The sequence below is a fragment of the Martinezella hainanensis genome, assembly GCF_900094555.1.
Classification (GTDB): domain Bacteria; phylum Pseudomonadota; class Alphaproteobacteria; order Rhizobiales; family Rhizobiaceae; genus Rhizobium; species Rhizobium hainanense.
Map to the genome: position 1 here is coordinate 197131 of NZ_FMAC01000009.1, position 17959 is coordinate 215089.

The window sequence follows — 17959 nt, forward strand, 5'->3', positions numbered from 1 at the left end:
GACATTGCAATGCGTCGCATGGCAGAAAATCTGCCATGCGACGCGCCTTGCCTTGATGTTTTGCTAAGTCGGTTCGGCTCCCGCTTCGCTTAGCCAATCTGCCAATCGCACAAGTGCCGGATCCTTCACATCGCTGCTGCGGATGCTGAGGCTGTAGCCTGCCGGCCTGCGGATGAAGCCAAAGGGGGCGACCAGGGCGCCACGGTCGATATCCTCGCCGATGGCAGTGCGCGGCACGATCGCGACCCCGAGACCCGAGCGGGCGGCGCCGATTGCCAGCAACAGGTCTTCGAATTCGCGATTGCCGGCAAAGCTGACGGGCGCATGTCCGCTTTCGGCAAACCAGTCACCCCACAGGCTCGGTGCCGAGCGGCTTGAAAGAGCAACGGCGGCGCCAAGAGCCTTGACGCCCTCGACAAGCCCGAGCCGACCTGTAACATCAGGCGTTGCGACAGGCCCGAACTCATCCTCCATGAAGCGAATGGCCGTGATATCGCGCATCGGCCTGTATTCGCCGCCCATGATGACCGCTTCGAGATCGGCGCGCATGGCGAGAGGCTCCACCATCGCCATCGGCACGATATCTATATCGATATCCTGAAGCGCCGCCTGCAGCGCCGCAACGCGCGGCATCAGCCACCAGACGGCGAAGGCCGAGGGAACACCGAGCCGGATCGAGCGCCGGCCTCCGATCGAAAGCTCCGACGAGGCCCGCGTCAGGATACCAAAGGCGACGCCGACAGAATCGGCAAATGCCCTGCCCTTCGGCGTTAGCACCAGCCTGCCGTTTTCCCGATCGAACAGGGACACGCCAAAATGGGCTTCCAGGAGGTTCAATTGCTGCCGGACGGCACCCCGCACGACCCCGAGTTCGTCGGCTGCCTTCAAGATGCTGCCGCGCCGCGCCACAGCGTCGAAGGCGCGAAGCGCGTTCAAGGGCGGCAGACGTCGAGGCGGTACGCGTCCGGACATGGTAAGTTTTTCTTTCTTTCCAAAACGATAGCAGCCACACCCAAGCAATTGCGCCATCTGCGGCACGAAAATGCTGTTGAATGTCGCTTTCAGCACAATCGCTGGCGAATATCAGAAGGCAAATCTTTGCACTTTTATCTATGCAGCACTCAATAAATTTGTGGGGAAATACCATATAGCCTTATATGGAACGCAAAATTTTTCCACACCGTGATAATATAGAATCGATACGTCACTCCAACTCCTAAAGGTGAACCGACAATTGGCCTTTCTCAGCCGCATAGCAAATGATGTGCAACTCATGTTTCGGCGTCCGCCGCGACAGCAATATGCTGCGCTTTGTTATCGCGTGAAAAGGAAAACCGGTCATCTCGAGATGTTGTTGCTGACCAGTCGCGACACCGGCCGCTGGGTCATTCCCAAGGGATGGCCGATGCCCGGCAAGCTCTCCCATGAAGTCGCTGCCCGCGAGGCCTACGAAGAGGCGGGCGTGCGCGGCGTAGTGGAAACCGAGCCGCTGGGCTCGTTCGGCTATGACAAGGTGCTGAAGGACGGCATTCAGGTGCCGTGCCGGGTGCAGGTCTACGCCCTCGAAGTCAGCGAACTCGCCAAGAACTTCAAGGAAAAAGGCGAACGCTCCATGGAGTGGGTTTCCTGCGAGGAAGCCGCCGAACGCGTGCATGAACCGGAGCTGCATGATCTCATTCTCGCCTTCGCGAAGCGAAGGACGGCCGCTCCGGCGATTTCGCAAGCGAAGTAAGCCACATTACCCACAAAAAACTGTGTCAGTATGCATGGTGGATATTGCGCGCCTTATCGGGCGGCGCAATACGAGAATTTTGATCCAGAGAATTGCATGCCCGACCGACCGGCCACACCAGTAAAAAGGACGCTCGACAAGGACCTCGACAAATTCACTTATGTCGAGGACGCGACCCATCACGTCACGAGGCGTCTGGTGGCGCCGGGCATCGGTCTGATCTTCCTCGGTCTCGCCATGGTCTTTGCCGGCATCTACGTGTTCGACCAGCCCCGCGCAACGCTGATTTTCGCCGCCGTCGCCCTTGCCGGCTATATGGCCCTGAACATCGGCGCCAAGGACGTCGCCAACAATGTCGGCGCCGCCGTCGGCGCACGTGCGATCACCATGACGCAAGCGCTCGTCATGGCGGCCATCTTCGAGATCCTCGGCGCTACGATCGCCGGCGGTCCTGTCATCAATACGATTTCGACTCATATCGTCGACACCAACCGCATCATCAGCATCGGCAAGCTTGCCTGGCTGATGATGGCGGCGCTGCTCGCCGCAGCGCTCTGGATCAACTTCGCCACCTGGCGGAAGGCTCCAGTTTCAACCACCCATACGATCGTGGGCGCCGTTGTCGGCGCGGGTGCAGCCGCCGTTGGCCCGGAACTCGTGAACTGGAACGTGCTGGCGGCAATCTCGGCCGGCTGGGTCATAACGCCCTTTCTCGGCGGCACAATCGCCGCCAGCATCCTCTATTTCATCGAGACATTCATCATCTACCGCGACGACAAGATCGCCGCTGCGCGCCACTGGATTCCCATCCTGATCGGATTGATGGCCGGCGCCTTTGCGGGCTATCTCGTCGTTCAGCTCGAGCCCAAGGGCGTGATCCCCAATATCGCGAACCTTGCGATCGGGATCGGCATCGGCATCATCGCCTGGCTTGCCGCGCGGCCGCTGGTGGCAGCGCAATCGGTCGGGCTGGAAAACAAGAACAGCTCGCTGCGCAAGCTTTTCCGGCTGCCCCTGATCTGTTCGGCAGCGCTGATGTCCTTCGCGCATGGAGCCAACGATGTTGCCAACGCCATCGGCCCGCTGGCCGCCATCGTGCGCGATATCGGCCTTGGCGGCTCGATCGGCGTGATCGCCGAGACGACCACGCAGAAAGCGCCCTTCTGGGTCGTCATGATCGGCGGCTGCGGCATTTCCGTGGGCGTGCTGCTTTATGGGCCACGACTCATCCGCCTGCTTGGCGAACAGATCACCAAGCTTAACCCGATGCGGGCCTATTGCGTGGCGGTCTCCGCCGCGCTCACCGTCATCGTCGCCGCCTGGTTCGGCTTTCCGGTGAGCTCGACCCATATTGCCGTCGGCGCGGTCTTCGGGGTCGGCTTCTTCCGCGAGTGGTCAACCAGCCGCTCCAAGCGGCGCTTCGCCTATATGCGCAAGCGGGCTGAAGCTGCCGGCATTGCCTGGATCGAGCCGGAGGCCACAGACGAGCGCAATCCCGATGAGGTTCATCGCCGCCGGCTTGTGCGCCGCTCACATTTCATGACCATCATCGCCGCCTGGGCGATCACCGTGCCGGTCGCTGCCTTGCTTGCCGCCGCCGTATATTGGGTTATGGTCGCGCTCTTCATTTAGAGCGGTTCGGCTTCTCGTCGAATCTTCGAGCCGCTCCATCGCATTGCTTAAGGAATTCCGGGGGTAATCCATGCGCGCCAATTTCCGCATGCAGCGGCTGTACGTGGCATCAGACATCAAGGCTGGGATCGCAATCGAGGCCGAACAGGATCAGTTCAACTATCTCGCCAATGTGCTGCGCATGGAGGATGGTGCCGAACTACTTGTGTTCAACGGGCGCGATGGCGAATGGAAAGTCAGCGTCTCCTTCCCCACCCGCAAGCGCATTCTGCTGACGCCGATCGAGGAAACGAGGCCGCAGCCGGCCCCGTCCGATCTCCATTATCTCTTCGCGCCGCTGAAAGTCGGACGGCTCGATTATCTCGTGCAGAAGGCAGTCGAGATGGGCGCCGGCCTGCTGCAGCCGGTCATGACGCAGCACGTGCAGGGTAAGATCACCAATCTCGACAAGGTCAAGGCCAACGTCATCGAAGCGGCGGAGCAATGCGGCATTCTCGGCATTCCCGATGTCGCCGAACCGGTGAAGCTTGCCGACCTCCTCACCCGCTGGCCACGCGAGCGGCGCATCATCTATTGCGACGAGGGCGATGCCGGGCAAAACCCGCTGCCGCTGCTAACGCAGGTGAAGGAGAAGCATCTGGCGCTGCTGGTCGGCCCTGAAGGCGGTTTTTCCGAGGAGGAGCGCGCCCTGCTGCGCAGCCTCGATTTCGTCACAGCCATTCCGCTCGGCCCGCGCATCCTGCGTGCCGACACGGCCGCCGTTGCCGCCATGGCGGTGATCCAGGCAGCGATCGGCGACTGGAACTGACACTTCACTCCAGAACGGCGGCGATGGTTGTCACGATCAGCAGGATCGCCAGCGAGATGTTGACGATCCGCGAGATCTTCGGATCTTGAAGGAAACGGGACAGAGAAGCACCAACAAGAAGCCAGACCATATGGATGGCGACGATCATTCCCGTGAGCAGCGCGACCTTTGCCGCAGCGTCGAGCATTCGCTGGTTCTGAAACAGGCTCACGCCGGCAAAGACGGCTGCGATCGCGAGATAAGCCTTGGGGTTGGCGACGGCCAGCAGGAAGCCACCGGAAAAGGCTGGCGCGGCGATCTGATCATCGCGGCGCGACAAAGGCGGAGCGGTAGCGATCTTGAATGCTAAGTAAAGGATATAGACCGCAGAAATCGCTGTCAGCACAAAGGCTCCGTGCGGCACAGAGAGCAGGATCGCGACGACGCCGGCCGCTACGGCGAGCAGGACAGCCACGGTGCCTGCGATAAGACCGGAGACATAGGCAAGCGACCGTCGAAAACCATAGGCCGCGCCCATCGCCGTCGCACTGATCGTCGAAGGACCGGGACTGCCCATGATAACCAGCGAGGCCAACAGCAGTGTCAGTATGGAATAGTAAAGGGCGTTCGAGCCGTTCATTGATATGCTCCGCTAATGTCAGTGGAAGCAAAACTATCGGCGTGAATAGCGAGACGTCTTGAACGCTTGTGCAAATATGCCGGTGGCTGACATGGCTGTGATGCACTTGCGAGACATAAAATCCTATTTTTTTGAACGACCCTTGAAAGAAATTCACTTGCACCGTACCTCAATCCGCGTCAATCACCCTCCTATTGACCTGCGGCTGGCGCGGGTTCTCCTCCGAGATCTAAGGTAATACCATGGCGCGCGATACTACCGACCAGACTCCGCTCTCCTCGGTCTCGGAAATGACGGCCTATCTGGCCGCCGGCAACAAGCCGAAGGAGAAATTCCGCATCGGCACCGAGCACGAAAAATTCGTGTTTTTCCGCGCCGACAACAGCCCCGTGCCCTATTTCGGCGAGGCCAGCATTTCAGCACTCCTCACGGGGCTGCAGAAGAAGAGCGGCTGGGACCCGATCATGGATGGCGACAACATCATCGGGCTCGGCGAACCTACAGGCATGGGCGCGATCTCGATCGAGCCGGGCGGCCAGTTCGAACTCTCGGGTGCGCCGCTCGAAACCATCCACCAGACCTGCAAGGAATCGAACAACCATCTGGCGACGGTGCGCGAGATCGCCGAGCCGATGGGCATTCGCTTCCTCGGCGTTGGCGGCAGCCCGAAATGGACGCTTGCCGAAACGCCGCGCATGCCGAAGTCGCGCTACGATATCATGACCCGCTACATGCCGAAGGTCGGCACCAAGGGTCTCGACATGATGTACCGCACCTGCACGATCCAGGTGAACCTCGATTTCTCGTCGGAAGCCGACATGCGCCGCAAGATGCGCGTGTCGATGAAACTGCAGTCGCTGGCAACGGCGCTCTTTGCCTCCTCCCCCTTCACCGAAGGCAAGCCGAACGGGCTTTCCTCCTGGCGCGGCGAGATCTGGAAGGATACCGACAACCGCCGCGGCGGTCTGCTCGACTTTACCTTCCGCGACGACTTCGGCTTCGAAGATTATGTGAAATGGGCGCTCGACGTTCCCATGTATTTCGTCGTTCGCGACGGTCGCTATCACGACTGTACCCACGTCACCTTCCGCCAGTTCATGGACGGCGCGCTGAAGGGCGAAATCGCCGATTGGGAACCGACGATGGGCGACTGGACAAACCATCTCTCGACGCTGTTTCCCGACGTGCGCCTCAAGCGCTTCCTCGAAATGCGCGGTGCCGATGGCGGCCCCTGGCGGCGCATCTGCGCGCTGCCGGCGTTCTGGGTCGGGCTGCTCTATGACGACGAGGCGCTGACGGCAGCCGACGAGCTGACCAAGGACTGGAGCTTCGACGAGGTCAACGCGCTGCGCGATGTCGTACCGGTTGAGGGTCTGAAAGCCTCGATCAAGGGCCACAGTCTTATGGATGTGGCGCGTGAAGCGGTCGGCATTTCCCGCCTCGGCCTGAAGAACCGTGGCCATTTGAACGGCGACGGCCAGGACGAAACCGTCTTCCTTGCGCCGCTCGATGAAGTGCTCGCCAAGAAGGGCACGCTCGCCGACGATCTGCTGATGCTCTACAACGGCCGCTGGAACCAGTCGGTCGAGCCGATCTTCGAGGAATATCAATACTGATAGCGGTCTCGTCTGCTTTCCCGCTCTAATGTCATCGCGGCAGAAACCGGTATGCGCCCTCATTTTTCCGCTATACTATCTGAATCAAGCGCCGCCTGATTCCGAAGCGGCCTCATAGCGGGGAAAGGGACTTCGATGCTGCCACTCTTCGACATGATGATGCAGGCACAGAATGGCGCCGCCACGGAAGCCATGGCCAAGCAGTTCAATCTGGCGCAGGAGCAGGCGACGAAGGCGATGGCCGCGCTGATGCCGGCCTTTTCCTCCGGCTTCAAACGAAGCGCCACCGATCCCTACAATTTCGTCGGCGTCATGCAGGATATTTCGTCCGGCAACTACGCCAAATACTTCGAGGACATGACGAAGGCCTTCACGCCCGAGGGCATCGCCGACGGCAATGCAGTGCTCGGACGACTGTTTGGCTCGAAGGACGTTTCCCGCGCGATCGCGGCGCAGGCGGCGCAGATGACCGGCATCGGCCAGGAAATCTACAAGCGCATGCTGCCGGCCATGGCCGATGCGTTGATGGGCGGCCTCTTCAAGGAAACCAGCGGCCAGATTCCGCAGATGGCCAATCCCTTCCTCAACACCGATATGGGCGAGATGATGCAGGGTTGGCTGCAGAGCATCGGCTTTGCGCCAAAGCAGCAGCCGACGCCGCAGGCGAGCATCTTCGACAATCCCTTCACCCAGGCGATGGAGTTGATGTTTGGTGCCGATTCGGTCAAGCGCGAGAAGCCGGCGCCGACCAATCCTTTCTTCGACAATCCCTTCACCAAAGCCTTTCAGGACATGATGAAGAACTTCCCGATGCCACCAGAGCCGCCGAAGGAAGAGCCGAAGGCCAAACCTGCCGCCGGCGTCGACATGGCCGCCTATACCGAAATGTTCAACGCCATGTTCGACAGCGGCCTCGAAGTGCAGAAGACCTATCAGAAGAACATGGAAGCGATCTTCGACAGCTATTTGAAGAGCGAGGACAAGCCAGTACCGAAAAAAGGGTGACGGTCGGCCAGTCGCTTTCAATCCCTGCATCCATTGTTCGTAATTCCGCACAGCCCGTGCACATTGCACCCAGTTATCATGCACTGAGACTGAGCCTATTTCCGCTTTCATCTTGAAAAGGAGATAGCCATGTCCAGCATCGATCAATCCGGCAGCTTTACCCTCGGAGACCTTCAGGTCAAACGGCTTGGCTACGGCGCCATGCAGCTCGCAGGCCCCGGCGTATTCGGCCCGCCAAAGGACCATGACACCGCGCTCGCAGTTCTGCGCGAAGCTATCGCCTTGGGCGTCGACCATATCGACACCAGCGATTTCTACGGCCCGCATGTGACCAACCAGCTGATCCGGGAGGCGCTTCACCCCTATCGCGATGATCTCGTCATCGTTACCAAGATCGGCGCGCTGCGCGGCACGGATGCTTCCTGGCTGCCGGCCTTCTCGCGCGAAGAACTGACACAGGCGGTGCACGATAACCTGCGCAATCTAGGGCTGGATGTGCTCGATGTTGTCAACCTGCGCATCATGCTGGACGTGCACGGTCCTGCCGAAGGGTCTATCGAAGCACCCTTGACCATCCTGGCCGACCTGCAGCGGCAAGGCCTGGTGCGCCACATCGGGCTCAGCAATGTTACCGCCAACCAGATCGCCGAGGGCCGCCGGATCACGGAGATTGTCTGCGTGCAGAACCAATATAATCTTGCCCATCGCGCAGACGACAGCCTGATCGACGCACTTGTCCGCGACGACATCGCCTATGTGCCCTTCTTCCCGCTCGGTGGCTTCACGCCGCTGCAATCCTCGGCTCTCTCCGATGTTGCCGCCCGCCTGCAAGCCACGCCGATGCAGGTGGCGCTCGCCTGGCTGCTGCAGCGTGCGCCGAACATCCTGCTTATTCCAGGCACATCGTCACTCGCCCACCTCAAGCAGAATATCGCGGCCGCCGAGCTGAAGCTGCCGGAAGATGCGATCGCGGAACTCGATCGCATCGCCGGGACCGGTCACGCCTGACGCGGCTGGTCACCGATCCGAAACGGCTCGGGCGGGCAGCTCGAGCCGTCTCTCTATTCCAATATTATCCAGAAATACCTCGTCGTGGCTGACGACCAGAAGTGCGCCGTCATAGGCGCGCAGCCCGGCCTCAACCGCCGTGATGGAATCGATATCCAGATGGTTGGTGGGTTCGTCGAGGATCAGCAGCGAGGGCGGCACCGAACCGCCGAGCACGCAGGCAAGCCCGGCACGCAGCAACTGCCCGCCACTGAGGCTGGAGACGATCTGCAAGGCCGCATCGGCCCGGAACATGAAACGCGCCAGCGCAGCCCGGCAGGCATTCTCGTCCGCATCCGGATTGATCCGGCGAAAATTATCGCGGATCGAAAGCGAAGGATCTAGGAGGCTCACTCGTTGATCCAGCAGGGCGGAATGGACGACCCGCACCGTCCCGCTCCAGGGCTGCAAAGCGCCTGATATCAGCGCCAGCAGCGTCGTCTTGCCCGAACCGTTCGGCCCGGTGACGGCGACGCGTGTCGGACCCGTGATGATGAAATCGAAATCGCGCAGGATCGGCCGTTCGGGCTCGTAACCGGCGCTGATGCCCTCCATCTTGAGCACGATCCTGTTTGCCGGCAATCCCGATGTCGGCAGCTTGACGGTCAGGGGCTGCAGGATCTCGATCTTTTCGCGGGCGACAGCAGCATCCTGCAGGGCCTGGCCACGACGCCGTTCGGCAAGTCGCGTATTCTCCGCGCTCGTCATCTCGGCCCGCTCCTTCAGGCCGCCGAGCATGATGCGCGGGATGCCGCCCTTGGCCGCCATCTTCCGGCCTGCCTTGTCCCGCCTCGCCTGCCGCTCGACGGCCGCCTGTGCGCTTCTTTCTACCTCGGCGACACGCTTCTCCGCCTCGGCGAAGTCATGCTCGGCGGCGGAGAGCTCCAGCGCCTTGCGTTCACGATACTGGCTCCAGTTGCCGCCGTAGCGCGATGCGCCAAGCGATGTCAGCTCGACGATCGCATCCATAGTATCGAGCAATTGGCGGTCGTGGCTGATCACAATGGCACCTGCCCTCCAGCCTGCGAGCAGATCGATCACCGCAGTGCGGCCTTCACGATCGAGATTGTTGGTGGGTTCGTCGAGGATCAGGAAATCGGGATCGTCGACGATGAGGGCGGCAAGACCACAGCGGGTGCGCTGTCCGCCTGATAGCGTCACGAGAGGCGTTTCCGGCATGACGTCGAGCCCGACGCGATCAAGGGCTGCGGCGATGCGCACCTCGAGCGTCCAGTCTGCCGAGGCGAGTTCGTCATTGGTCGCCTCGCCGGCTTCCGCCCGTTTCAGCACGGCAAGGGCTTGGCTCGCGCCGAAGAGATCGGCAACGGTTTCGTCCGCTTCGACCTGCACGCTCTGGCGCAGGATCCCCAATCGCCCATTGAAGGAGATGCTGCCGGATTGCGGCTGCAGCTCGCCGGAGACGAGCCTGATGAGCGTCGTCTTGCCGACGCCGTTGCGGCCGACAAGGCCGGTGCGCTCGGCGCCGAAACTCAGATCGAGATGGGAAAGAAGCGGCCGGCCGTCAGGCGTGGACCACGAAAGATTGGATAGAACGATGGATATGGGCATGAGCAAAAATTTCCCCGATGGCAAGGCTGAACGGCATTGCGGTCGAGGTGGAATCCATTGCTGCACACATCCTGTTGGTATCAACGATGCCCATAAACTAGACGGGCAGCGGCTTGAGTTCAAGTCCTGCGAGTAGAGATGCAGGCATTTCACGCGCCGGCATCAATGGCATCAAGGAAGCTGAGCACCCGCTTCCAGGTGAGATCGGCAGCCTTCGCATCATAATCGGACAGGCTGGCATCGGTATAGAGATGGCCGCCACCGCCCGGATACCGGAAGATCTCTGCAGCAACGCCGGATTTGGCGACGGCCTGCCGCCAGCTGGCAACATCTTCCTCTGGTTCGAACGGATCGGGATCGGCCAGATGAAGCTGCAAGGGCAGACCCTTGCGCGCATTGTCGGCGATCGAGGCAATGCCATGCAGGAACAGGATGCCGGCGGCTTTCTCCCTCTTCGGCCAAAGGCTCGCAGCGACGGCAGCGCCCATAGAGAAACCGGCAAGCACGGTCGAGGCAGGCAGGCCGGCCAGCGCCCATTCCGCACGCTCGCAGATCGTCTGCCAGCCGATCTCGTCCTTGAATTCGAAACCCTCTTCGATCGACCGAGCGATCAGCCCGTCATAGAGATCCGGCGCGAAAGCCTTGTGTCCCGCCGCCTGCGCGCGCTCGACCGCCTCATGCTCAAGCGAGCGCAGACCATAGACGGAGTGGAAGAAGATTACCGTTGCCATCGCCAAATCCCCGTTGCCGCATCTGACGATAAGATAAGGCCGTTGCCGCCGGAGGCAACTTGCCCGCGCATGATCTATGGAGGAAACACGATCTCCAGAAAGAAAAAACCCGGTGTTGGCCCTTGGGCCGAACACCGGGAAAGAGGCAGGGCTTATTGGCTATCACCCTGCGGGGAAACTATTGTCCGTCATCAGCCTCTAATGCTGCTGCAGGCGGAGAGGCGCGTGCGGCGACGCGCGGAATTGGTCAGATGGCTGGACGGATCCTCGAAGAAGGTCGAGGTGGTCAGCGCGCAGCTCACATCCTGCCGGGTGAGGCCGATGTCGCGCAGCTGGCTGTCGTCAAGCTCCTTGAGATAGTGGATCTCCTGGCGATTTCGGAGTGCGCGCCAGACGGAAGCGAGATTGGCGAGGGCAAGCGTCATGCGTGCCGTCAGCGACAGCGATGGCGTTGCCAGGCCGAGGTCAAGGGTCCGATCTGTCGTGCGCATTTCCGTATTCCTTTCCTTGGGCACACGCGAGCCGAGCCCCTTTCCGATGATCCGGAAAAGGGGCGTAGGCCGGGAGGAGTTCGACAGGTGTCTCTGTTCGATTGGTATGCTGAATTGCATTCAGAAGATGCCAAAGCCCTATTGATCAGTCCAACGAATGTTTCTAATGATAACTATCAAACTCCTTTATAGGTGAGCCCATGTCCGCGCCGCTTGATATCGATCAGTTGCAGACCTTCATCGCAATCGTGGATTCCGGCAGCTTCACCAAGGCCGCCGACCGCGTGTTCAAGACGCAATCGGCCGTTTCCATGCAGATGCGTCGGCTGGAAGAGCGCGTGGGCAAGCAGCTCTTCATCAAGGATGGCCGTGGCAACCGCCTGACGGCGGAAGGCGACAAGCTGCTGAACTATGCCCGCCGCATCATCCGCCTGAACAACGAGGCCATCGCCGCCTTCGACGACAATCGGCTCGAAGGCACGCTGCGCATCGGCACGCCGGACGATTATGCCGACCGTTACATGCCCGAGATCATTGGCCGCTTCGCCAAGACGCATCCGAATGTCGAGCTCTATATCGTCTGCGAGCCCTCGGTCGATCTTGCCGAGCGCATGCATCGCGGCGAGCTCGATATCGCGCTTGTTACCCACAATCCGCGCGAACGCATGTCTGACGTGGTGCGCACGGAGCCGCTCTGCTGGGTCGGCTCGGCCAACCATCCGCTGCGCGACGATGCGCCCATTCCGCTCGCCGTCGGCCGGCGCGATTGTCAGTGGCGGCAGCTCGCCTGCTCGGCGCTCGATGCCGGCGGCCGCGACTATCAGATCCTGTTCACCAGCTGGTCCTGCACCGTCGTTGCCGCTGCCGTGCTTGCCGGCATGGCGGTTTCGGTCATGCCGGAATCGGCGCTGCGCACCGGCATGAAGGTGCTGACCCAGGCGGACGGCTTTCCGCCGCTGCCGCCGGTGCAGATCGGCATCATGAAGCGGGCCGGACTTTCCGTGTCGCTGATGAATGCCATCACCGCCCACATCTCGGCCTGCTTGGACAACATCACGCCAGCTGCCGTGGATGACGATCTCGATGGCGAGGTGAAAACCTATACGCGCTTCTATCCGCGGCTGCGTGCCGGGCATATTCTGCCGGGCTGGTGAGCTCGAAGCGCACCAGCCGGTTACCTTCGGCGATCGTTACGGCGCCGGCTCCACCAGCAGGGTAGCGCGGATCACCTGTTTCCATTCGTGCAGCATGCGCTTTGCCATCTCATCGTCGCTCATGATGGCAAAGCGGACGGAAGCGCCAATCAAATGGCTGAACAGCTGGGTGCGCGCCTCAAGGTCGATGCGGCTTTCTGCCGGCAGGAAAGGCCGAATGCTCTCCAGGAAGATTTCGGCGACACGGTTGCTATGCTGCATGTTGAGCTGGAGGATGTCCCTGTCTATATCCGTGCCGAGCCAGACGCCGAGATAGGCGGGATCACTCCGATACTCGCGATAATACCAATCGATCATGGTGCAGACCAGCTCGATGGCATGATCGAGCGATGTAACAGTGGCAAAGGCCTCGCTGACCTTTTGCTGGATGCGGCTGGAGTGCCGGTCGAGCAAGGCCCTGACGATCGCCGCCTTGTCCGGGAAATACTGATAGACGGAACCGATCGGGACAGTCGCAACCGCAGCCAGTTCGGTCATCTTCATGGCGCTGACGCCCTTCTCGGCAATCAGCGCGGCCGCAACCGACAGGATGGCGTCGACGCGCTGGATACTTCGTTCCTGCTGGGGTCTTTTGCGGAACGTGACGCGGTCAGGCTTATTCGGCTTCATTCTTTACCCGTTTCATTATCATACTGAACGGCGCTCAAGCGCGCAGACGCTATGACACCAGACGCGTTCAATGCGCGTAAACGGGAAAAGCTCAATTTTAATCATCACTTAGGAGCTGCGGTCCAGCTCCTGGAAACGGGGCCAAAACATGGTTTCGGCCTCGTAACCAACCTTTGGCCGACGCGCCGGCGTCAGCAATTTGTGCCGTTCTAAGACACGTATTTTTTCAGAAATTCGACCGTTCTGCCCCAGGCGAGATCAGCAGCCTTCTTGTCGTATCGGGCAGCCGAAGTGTCATTGTTGAAAGCATGGTTGACGCCGTCATAGACGAAAATTTCGAAGGTCTTGCCGCCGGCCTGCAGCTCCTTGCGATAGGCATCGATGCCGGCATTGATACGATCGTCCAGGCCGGCATAATGCAGCAGCAAGGCAGCCTTGATCTTCGGCACGTCGCCTGCCGGCGGCTGCGCACCATAATAGGCGACGCCCGCCTTCAGCTCCGGCGAGATCGTCGCGAAACGATTGACGAGGCCGCCGCCCCAGCAAAAGCCCACGGCGCCAACATGGCCGTTAGTACCATCCGTCTTCGCGAGATAGCTCAGGCTCGCCTCGGCATTTTCTGCCGTTAGCGCCGGATCGAGATTGGTGAACATATCGCGCGCCTTGTCCTCGTCGCTAGGCGTGCCGCCGAGCGGAGAGAGGAAGTCCGGCGCCAGCGCCACGAAGCCCCCCAGCGCCATGCGGCGGGCGACATCGCGGATATGCGGATTGAGGCCGCGATTCTCGTGGATGACGATGACGCCGCCGAGCTTGCCGGCAGCATCTTTCGGGCGGGCGAGATACCCCTTCATCTCGCCCTTGCTGCCAGCGAACGCCACATCCTTTGCGTCGAGCCTGCTGTCATCGGCGGCAATGACCTCGGCGCTTGCCTTGTTGGCGGCGAGCAGCGGCGCGATGGCGGCGGCGGCGCCTGCCGAGCCGGCGAGCTTCGTCAGCTTTTCCATGAAACTCCGACGATCGAGTGTCAGATGCGTGTATTCGTCATAGGCGTTGATCATCGCCTGCGTCACAACGGGTTTTTCCGTGCTCATGGTCCTGTTCTCCCTGTTTCCCCGGCAGCAGGCAACAAACGACCAGCCACCCGCTGACAAGATAGGTCAGCCGATATCGGCGTAACGGTAAAGGAAAAACACAAACGCGTTACCGCAAGTTGCTACTTGCGGTAACGCAGGCAGCGTCAGGAAAAGGCGAGCCAGATGCCGAGCCAACCCCACATGCAGACGAGAGCCGCAAAACCAAGAGCAAAGAGCGGACTGCGATAGCGCAGATTATTGCTGGTGACGTGCACGTAGGCATGGGCATAGCGCGTGACAACAAAAATCCAGGCGAGGATGACGGCTGGCAGATTATCCGCCTGGGTGGTGTAGAGCACGATGCAGCAGACGTGGAAGAGCAAGGGGATTTCGAACTGATTGGCGATGCTGTTTCGCACCACCAGGCTTTCGGCCGGTTCGTTGGCTGCATGGTTCTCGCGGAATTGCGCGGGCTGGATGCGGTCGGCCTTGACGAGAACACGGCGACGCCATCCGAGGAGTGCGTAGAGAATGAAGACCAGTACCGCATGCGCCACCATGGGCCAGAACATTTCGTAGCCTGTCACGCCGCCAACTCCTTTGGAATTTCCGAAAGCCGAACCACTGTATAGCTTTGTCCCTAAATCGGAATCGATTTAGGGACAAAGCTATACAGTAGATCTAAAATCCTACAGCGACCTTTGCGCGTCACGCATGACGCGCGGCGCTGTAGTCGATCAGGACGATCTGGTGCCGTCCGGCGAGAGGTAGCGAAAAATCGCGAAACGGGCCAGTAGAATAACTGTCACAACCAGCGTCAGGAATTTCAGCCGCACGATGATGGGCAGCAGGCTCGCAAGCAGCGATACCGTGGCATCGGAAGGCATTGCCGGCGGATAGAGCATCAGCCCGGCGATGTTCTCGGCATAGTCGACAATCGTATAGAAGATCGGAAGGCAGAAAATAACTGCGGTGGCGCCAGGCGGGATCGGCCGGCCGAAGAAAAAGCCGCCGGGGCCAACCAGCCGCATCAGGCAGAACAGCAACCCACCCAACACCAGCGGGAAGATCAGTTCAGGCCCGAGATACATGGAATGCAGGATCGCAGCCGGATCGGGATGATCCTCGAGATAGCGCAGCATGGCGATGACGTCTTCGCTCTCATAGCCGCCGATGCGCACATCGAGCATCGACTGGCCGGCTGCGGTATCGCTGAATGCCCGGACGAAGCCGGCCTGTATCCAGGCGAAAAGTGCCAGGGAAAGAGCTGCGAGGATCGCCGCCAGACCTTCTACAGCGCCGCGTGTCATATGTGACACGCAAAGGTCGCTGTAGCACTTTTGATCTGCTGCATAATTTTATCCTTAAATCGATGACGATTTAAGGAATTATGCAGTAAGGATCTGGCGTTGCCCGAAGCGCGATCAGTCATCAATCAGCCGCCTGCGCCCGGATAGTTCGGGCTCTCGCGGGTGATCGTGACGTCGTGCGCATGGCTTTCACGCAGGCCCGCGCCGGAGATGCGCACGAAGGTCGCGCGCTCCTGAAAATCCTTGAGGTCGGAGCCGCCGACATAGCCCATGGCCGCCTTGAGGCCGCCTGCGAGCTGATGCAGCACGCCGGAGACCGAGCCCTTGTAGGGAACCTGGCCTTCGATGCCTTCCGGCACGAGCTTCAGGGTGTCGCGGACCTCGGCCTGGAAGTAGCGGTCGGCCGAGCCGCGCGCCATGGCGCCGACAGAACCCATGCCGCGATAGGCCTTGAAGGAACGGCCCTGATAGAGATAGACCTCGCCCGGGCTTTCATCCGTGCCGGCGAGCAGCGAGCCGATCATGGCGGCGGATGCGCCGGCGGCGATCGCCTTTGCCAGATCGCCGGAGAACTTGATGCCGCCATCGGCGATGACAGGGATGTTCTGATCCTGCGCTGCCTGTACAGCCGACATGATGGCGGCGAGCTGCGGCACGCCGACGCCAGCGACGATGCGCGTCGTGCAGATGGAGCCAGGGCCGATACCGACCTTGACCGCATCAGCGCCGGCATCGATCAGCGCCCGCGTGCCGTCATAGGTGGCGACATTGCCGGCCATGATGCGGACCGAGTTTGACAGCTTCTTGACGCGGGTGACGGCATCGAGAACACGCTGGGAGTGACCGTGGGCGGTATCGACGACCAGAAGGTCGACGCCGGCGTCGATCAGGCGCTCGGCGCGTTCGAAACCGTCATCGCCGACGCTGATGGCGGCGGCGGCGCGCAGGCGGCCCTGGGCGTCCTTGGAAGCGTTCGGATTCAGCTGCGACTTCTCGATATCCTTGACGGTGATCAAACCGACCAGACGGCTGTCGCCATCGACGACGAGCAGCTTTTCGATGCGATGCTTGTGGAGCAGGCGCTTGGCTTCCTGCTGCTGGACGCTTTCCGCGACCGTGACCAGATTTTCTCGGGTCATCAGCTCATAGATTTTCTGAGAGGGGTCGGAAGCGAAGCGGACGTCGCGATTGGTGAGGATGCCGACGAGACGATGTGACTTTTCAACGACCGGGATGCCGGAAATGCCATGCGCCTTCATCAGGGCGAGCGCTTCGGCAAGCGTGGCGTCCGGGCCGATGGTAACCGGATTGACCACCATGCCGCTTTCGAACTTCTTGACCTGGCGGACCTCTTCGGCCTGCTGCACCGGCGTCAGATTGCGGTGGATAACGCCCATGCCGCCGGCCTGGGCCATGGCGATCGCAAGGCGGCTTTCCGTAACCGTATCCATGGCGGCAGAGAGGATCGGCAGGTTGAGCTCGATGTCCTGGGCGATGCGGGTGGCGATATTCGTCTGGCCCGGCATGACCTCGGAGTGTCCCGGCTGCAGGAGCACGTCGTCGAATGTCAGAGCATCCAACCCGGTTGACGTTTCAATAATGCGTGCCATGGCCAATTCCTTCGTCTGTGAAAAACAGGAAAGCCCGGAACGAATCGTCTACCGGGCGATCTTGCAAGTGTTGCTTGGAAGTTGGCGAGGGCTGGTAACACGTCTATGACAGGAAGGGAATAGCAAAAAGCGACGGGCAGATATGCCGATCGTGGGCATCAATGCGGGATTCGGCTGCAGCGTTCAGAGATTTTCATGCGGGGTGTTGTCAAACACATGCGAAAGCCCGGCCTGCCGGCGTCCTTCGCCACCACCCGCACGAAGCCGGCGGTATTGAGATCGAGGCCATCGACAAATGCCTTGATGAAGCGGACCGGATTGTCCGGCCCCAGGGTAATCGCCGGCCGCTTCCGGCAGGAGCAGCGATTGCGAGCGGTCTATTCCAGAAAGGTGCGCCATGGCATAAGATATTCACGGTCGATTGGACGCAGGAATCCTGGTGCCTGCTTGTGACCTAAAGAGATGACCTTTCAATGCTCAAAAGCCCGGTTACGTGCGAAGTTCGCTACCGCATCGATCATCACAGAATTTCGGAATTTGAAGCTTACAGTCGGATTTGGATTCAGCTCATCGAACGTCATGGCGGAACACATCACGGCTATTTCATACCCAGAGACAAGCCGGCAGAGGCCGGAGTGAGCTTTCCGGGCATGGCTGAAGAAGGACCCGACGACGTCGCCGTCGCACTATTCACATTTCCGGATGAGACAAGCTACTTGCAATACCGCAAGCGTGTTGCAGCCGATCCGGACGGAATTGCCGCGAACGAACGCTTCGGCAAAAATCCGCCATTCATTAGCTACGAGCGCACTTTCTTGCAGCCGGTGCTACGAGCAAACTGACACCAGCATAGGACCGCTTCTGCTCGTGATCGACGATGGGCAAAAACTTAG

General features: G+C 60.5%; 18 protein-coding genes. 8 read left to right on the forward strand and 10 right to left on the reverse strand.

Features of this window, described 5'->3' with window-relative positions; all coding sequences use genetic code 11:
• Window positions 1-63: 63 nt before the first annotated feature.
• Window positions 64-972: a LysR substrate-binding domain-containing protein gene (locus GA0061100_RS25750; protein ID WP_075855670.1), complete on the reverse strand. Its 909-nt coding sequence runs from the start codon at window positions 970-972 to the stop codon at window positions 64-66.
• Between the two features lie 301 nt (window positions 973-1273).
• Between GA0061100_RS25750 and GA0061100_RS25755 the strand changes: the two genes are divergently transcribed.
• The 3 genes from GA0061100_RS25755 to GA0061100_RS25765 all read left to right on the forward strand — a co-directional run bounded on the left by GA0061100_RS25755 (window position 1274) and on the right by GA0061100_RS25765 (window position 4172).
• Window positions 1274-1732 carry an NUDIX hydrolase gene (locus GA0061100_RS25755; protein ID WP_075855671.1) on the forward strand — a complete coding sequence of 153 codons (459 nt, stop codon included), beginning with the start codon at window positions 1274-1276 and terminating at the stop codon, window positions 1730-1732.
• Window positions 1733-1828: 96 nt separating this feature from the next.
• Window positions 1829-3364 (forward strand): inorganic phosphate transporter, encoded by a 1536-nt coding sequence (locus GA0061100_RS25760; protein WP_075855672.1) that lies wholly within the window; start codon window positions 1829-1831, stop codon window positions 3362-3364.
• 70 nt (window positions 3365-3434) lie between these two features.
• Window positions 3435-4172, forward strand: coding sequence for a 16S rRNA (uracil(1498)-N(3))-methyltransferase (locus GA0061100_RS25765; protein ID WP_075855673.1), 738 nt, complete (start codon window positions 3435-3437; stop codon window positions 4170-4172).
• Between the two features lie 4 nt (window positions 4173-4176).
• On the opposite strand, the gene GA0061100_RS25770 is transcribed toward GA0061100_RS25765, so the two are convergent.
• A complete protein-coding gene (locus GA0061100_RS25770) occupies window positions 4177-4791 on the reverse strand; it encodes a LysE family translocator (RefSeq protein WP_075855674.1) in 615 nt (204 codons plus the stop codon).
• A gap of 242 nt (window positions 4792-5033) precedes the next feature.
• On the opposite strand from GA0061100_RS25770, the gene GA0061100_RS25775 reads away from it, so the two are divergent.
• The 3 genes from GA0061100_RS25775 to GA0061100_RS25785 all read left to right on the forward strand — a co-directional run bounded on the left by GA0061100_RS25775 (window position 5034) and on the right by GA0061100_RS25785 (window position 8420).
• Window positions 5034-6407 (forward strand): glutamate--cysteine ligase, encoded by a 1374-nt coding sequence (locus tag GA0061100_RS25775; protein ID WP_075855675.1) that lies wholly within the window; start codon window positions 5034-5036, stop codon window positions 6405-6407.
• Between the two features lie 135 nt (window positions 6408-6542).
• A complete protein-coding gene (locus tag GA0061100_RS25780; protein ID WP_075855676.1) occupies window positions 6543-7412 on the forward strand; it encodes a DUF937 domain-containing protein in 870 nt (289 codons plus the stop codon).
• 129 nt (window positions 7413-7541) lie between these two features.
• Window positions 7542-8420: an aldo/keto reductase family oxidoreductase gene (locus GA0061100_RS25785; protein WP_075855677.1), complete on the forward strand. Its 879-nt coding sequence runs from the start codon at window positions 7542-7544 to the stop codon at window positions 8418-8420.
• A 9-nt stretch (window positions 8421-8429) separates the two neighbouring features.
• Here GA0061100_RS25785 and GA0061100_RS25790 read toward each other — a convergent pair whose 3' ends face one another.
• From GA0061100_RS25790 to GA0061100_RS25800, 3 genes are all read right to left on the reverse strand, one after another.
• Window positions 8430-10028, reverse strand: coding sequence for an ABC-F family ATP-binding cassette domain-containing protein (locus tag GA0061100_RS25790; RefSeq protein WP_075855678.1), 1599 nt, complete (start codon window positions 10026-10028; stop codon window positions 8430-8432).
• Between the two features lie 149 nt (window positions 10029-10177).
• On the reverse strand, window positions 10178-10759 hold the full coding sequence (locus tag GA0061100_RS25795) for a dienelactone hydrolase family protein (protein WP_075855679.1): 582 nt from the start codon (window positions 10757-10759) through the stop codon (window positions 10178-10180).
• A 191-nt stretch (window positions 10760-10950) separates the two neighbouring features.
• Complete coding sequence (locus GA0061100_RS25800) at window positions 10951-11250, reverse strand: DUF1127 domain-containing protein (protein ID WP_075855680.1); 300 nt, start codon at window positions 11248-11250, stop codon at window positions 10951-10953.
• A 200-nt stretch (window positions 11251-11450) separates the two neighbouring features.
• Between GA0061100_RS25800 and GA0061100_RS25805 the strand changes: the two genes are divergently transcribed.
• On the forward strand, window positions 11451-12404 hold the full coding sequence (locus GA0061100_RS25805; protein WP_069612360.1) for a LysR substrate-binding domain-containing protein: 954 nt from the start codon (window positions 11451-11453) through the stop codon (window positions 12402-12404).
• Between the two features lie 36 nt (window positions 12405-12440).
• On the opposite strand, the gene GA0061100_RS25810 is transcribed toward GA0061100_RS25805, so the two are convergent.
• From GA0061100_RS25810 to guaB, 5 genes are all read right to left on the reverse strand, one after another.
• Window positions 12441-13073, reverse strand: a complete 633-nt coding sequence (locus GA0061100_RS25810; protein ID WP_075855681.1) for a TetR/AcrR family transcriptional regulator — start codon at window positions 13071-13073, stop codon at window positions 12441-12443.
• Between the two features lie 209 nt (window positions 13074-13282).
• Window positions 13283-14164, reverse strand: coding sequence for a dienelactone hydrolase family protein (locus GA0061100_RS25815; RefSeq protein WP_075855682.1), 882 nt, complete (start codon window positions 14162-14164; stop codon window positions 13283-13285).
• Window positions 14165-14310: 146 nt separating this feature from the next.
• The gene (locus tag GA0061100_RS25820; protein ID WP_075855683.1) at window positions 14311-14733 is read right to left on the reverse strand and encodes an MAPEG family protein; all 423 of its coding nucleotides are present in this window, start codon (window positions 14731-14733) and stop codon (window positions 14311-14313) included.
• A 150-nt stretch (window positions 14734-14883) separates the two neighbouring features.
• The gene (locus GA0061100_RS25825; protein WP_075855684.1) at window positions 14884-15456 is read right to left on the reverse strand and encodes a hypothetical protein; all 573 of its coding nucleotides are present in this window, start codon (window positions 15454-15456) and stop codon (window positions 14884-14886) included.
• 125 nt (window positions 15457-15581) lie between these two features.
• Entirely contained in the window at window positions 15582-17066 is a 1485-nt protein-coding gene (gene guaB, locus GA0061100_RS25830; protein ID WP_075855685.1) for an IMP dehydrogenase, read from the reverse strand.
• 473 nt (window positions 17067-17539) lie between these two features.
• Between guaB and GA0061100_RS25835 the strand changes: the two genes are divergently transcribed.
• Window positions 17540-17908, forward strand: coding sequence for an NIPSNAP family protein (locus GA0061100_RS25835; protein ID WP_075855686.1), 369 nt, complete (start codon window positions 17540-17542; stop codon window positions 17906-17908).
• Window positions 17909-17959: the final 51 nt, after the last annotated feature.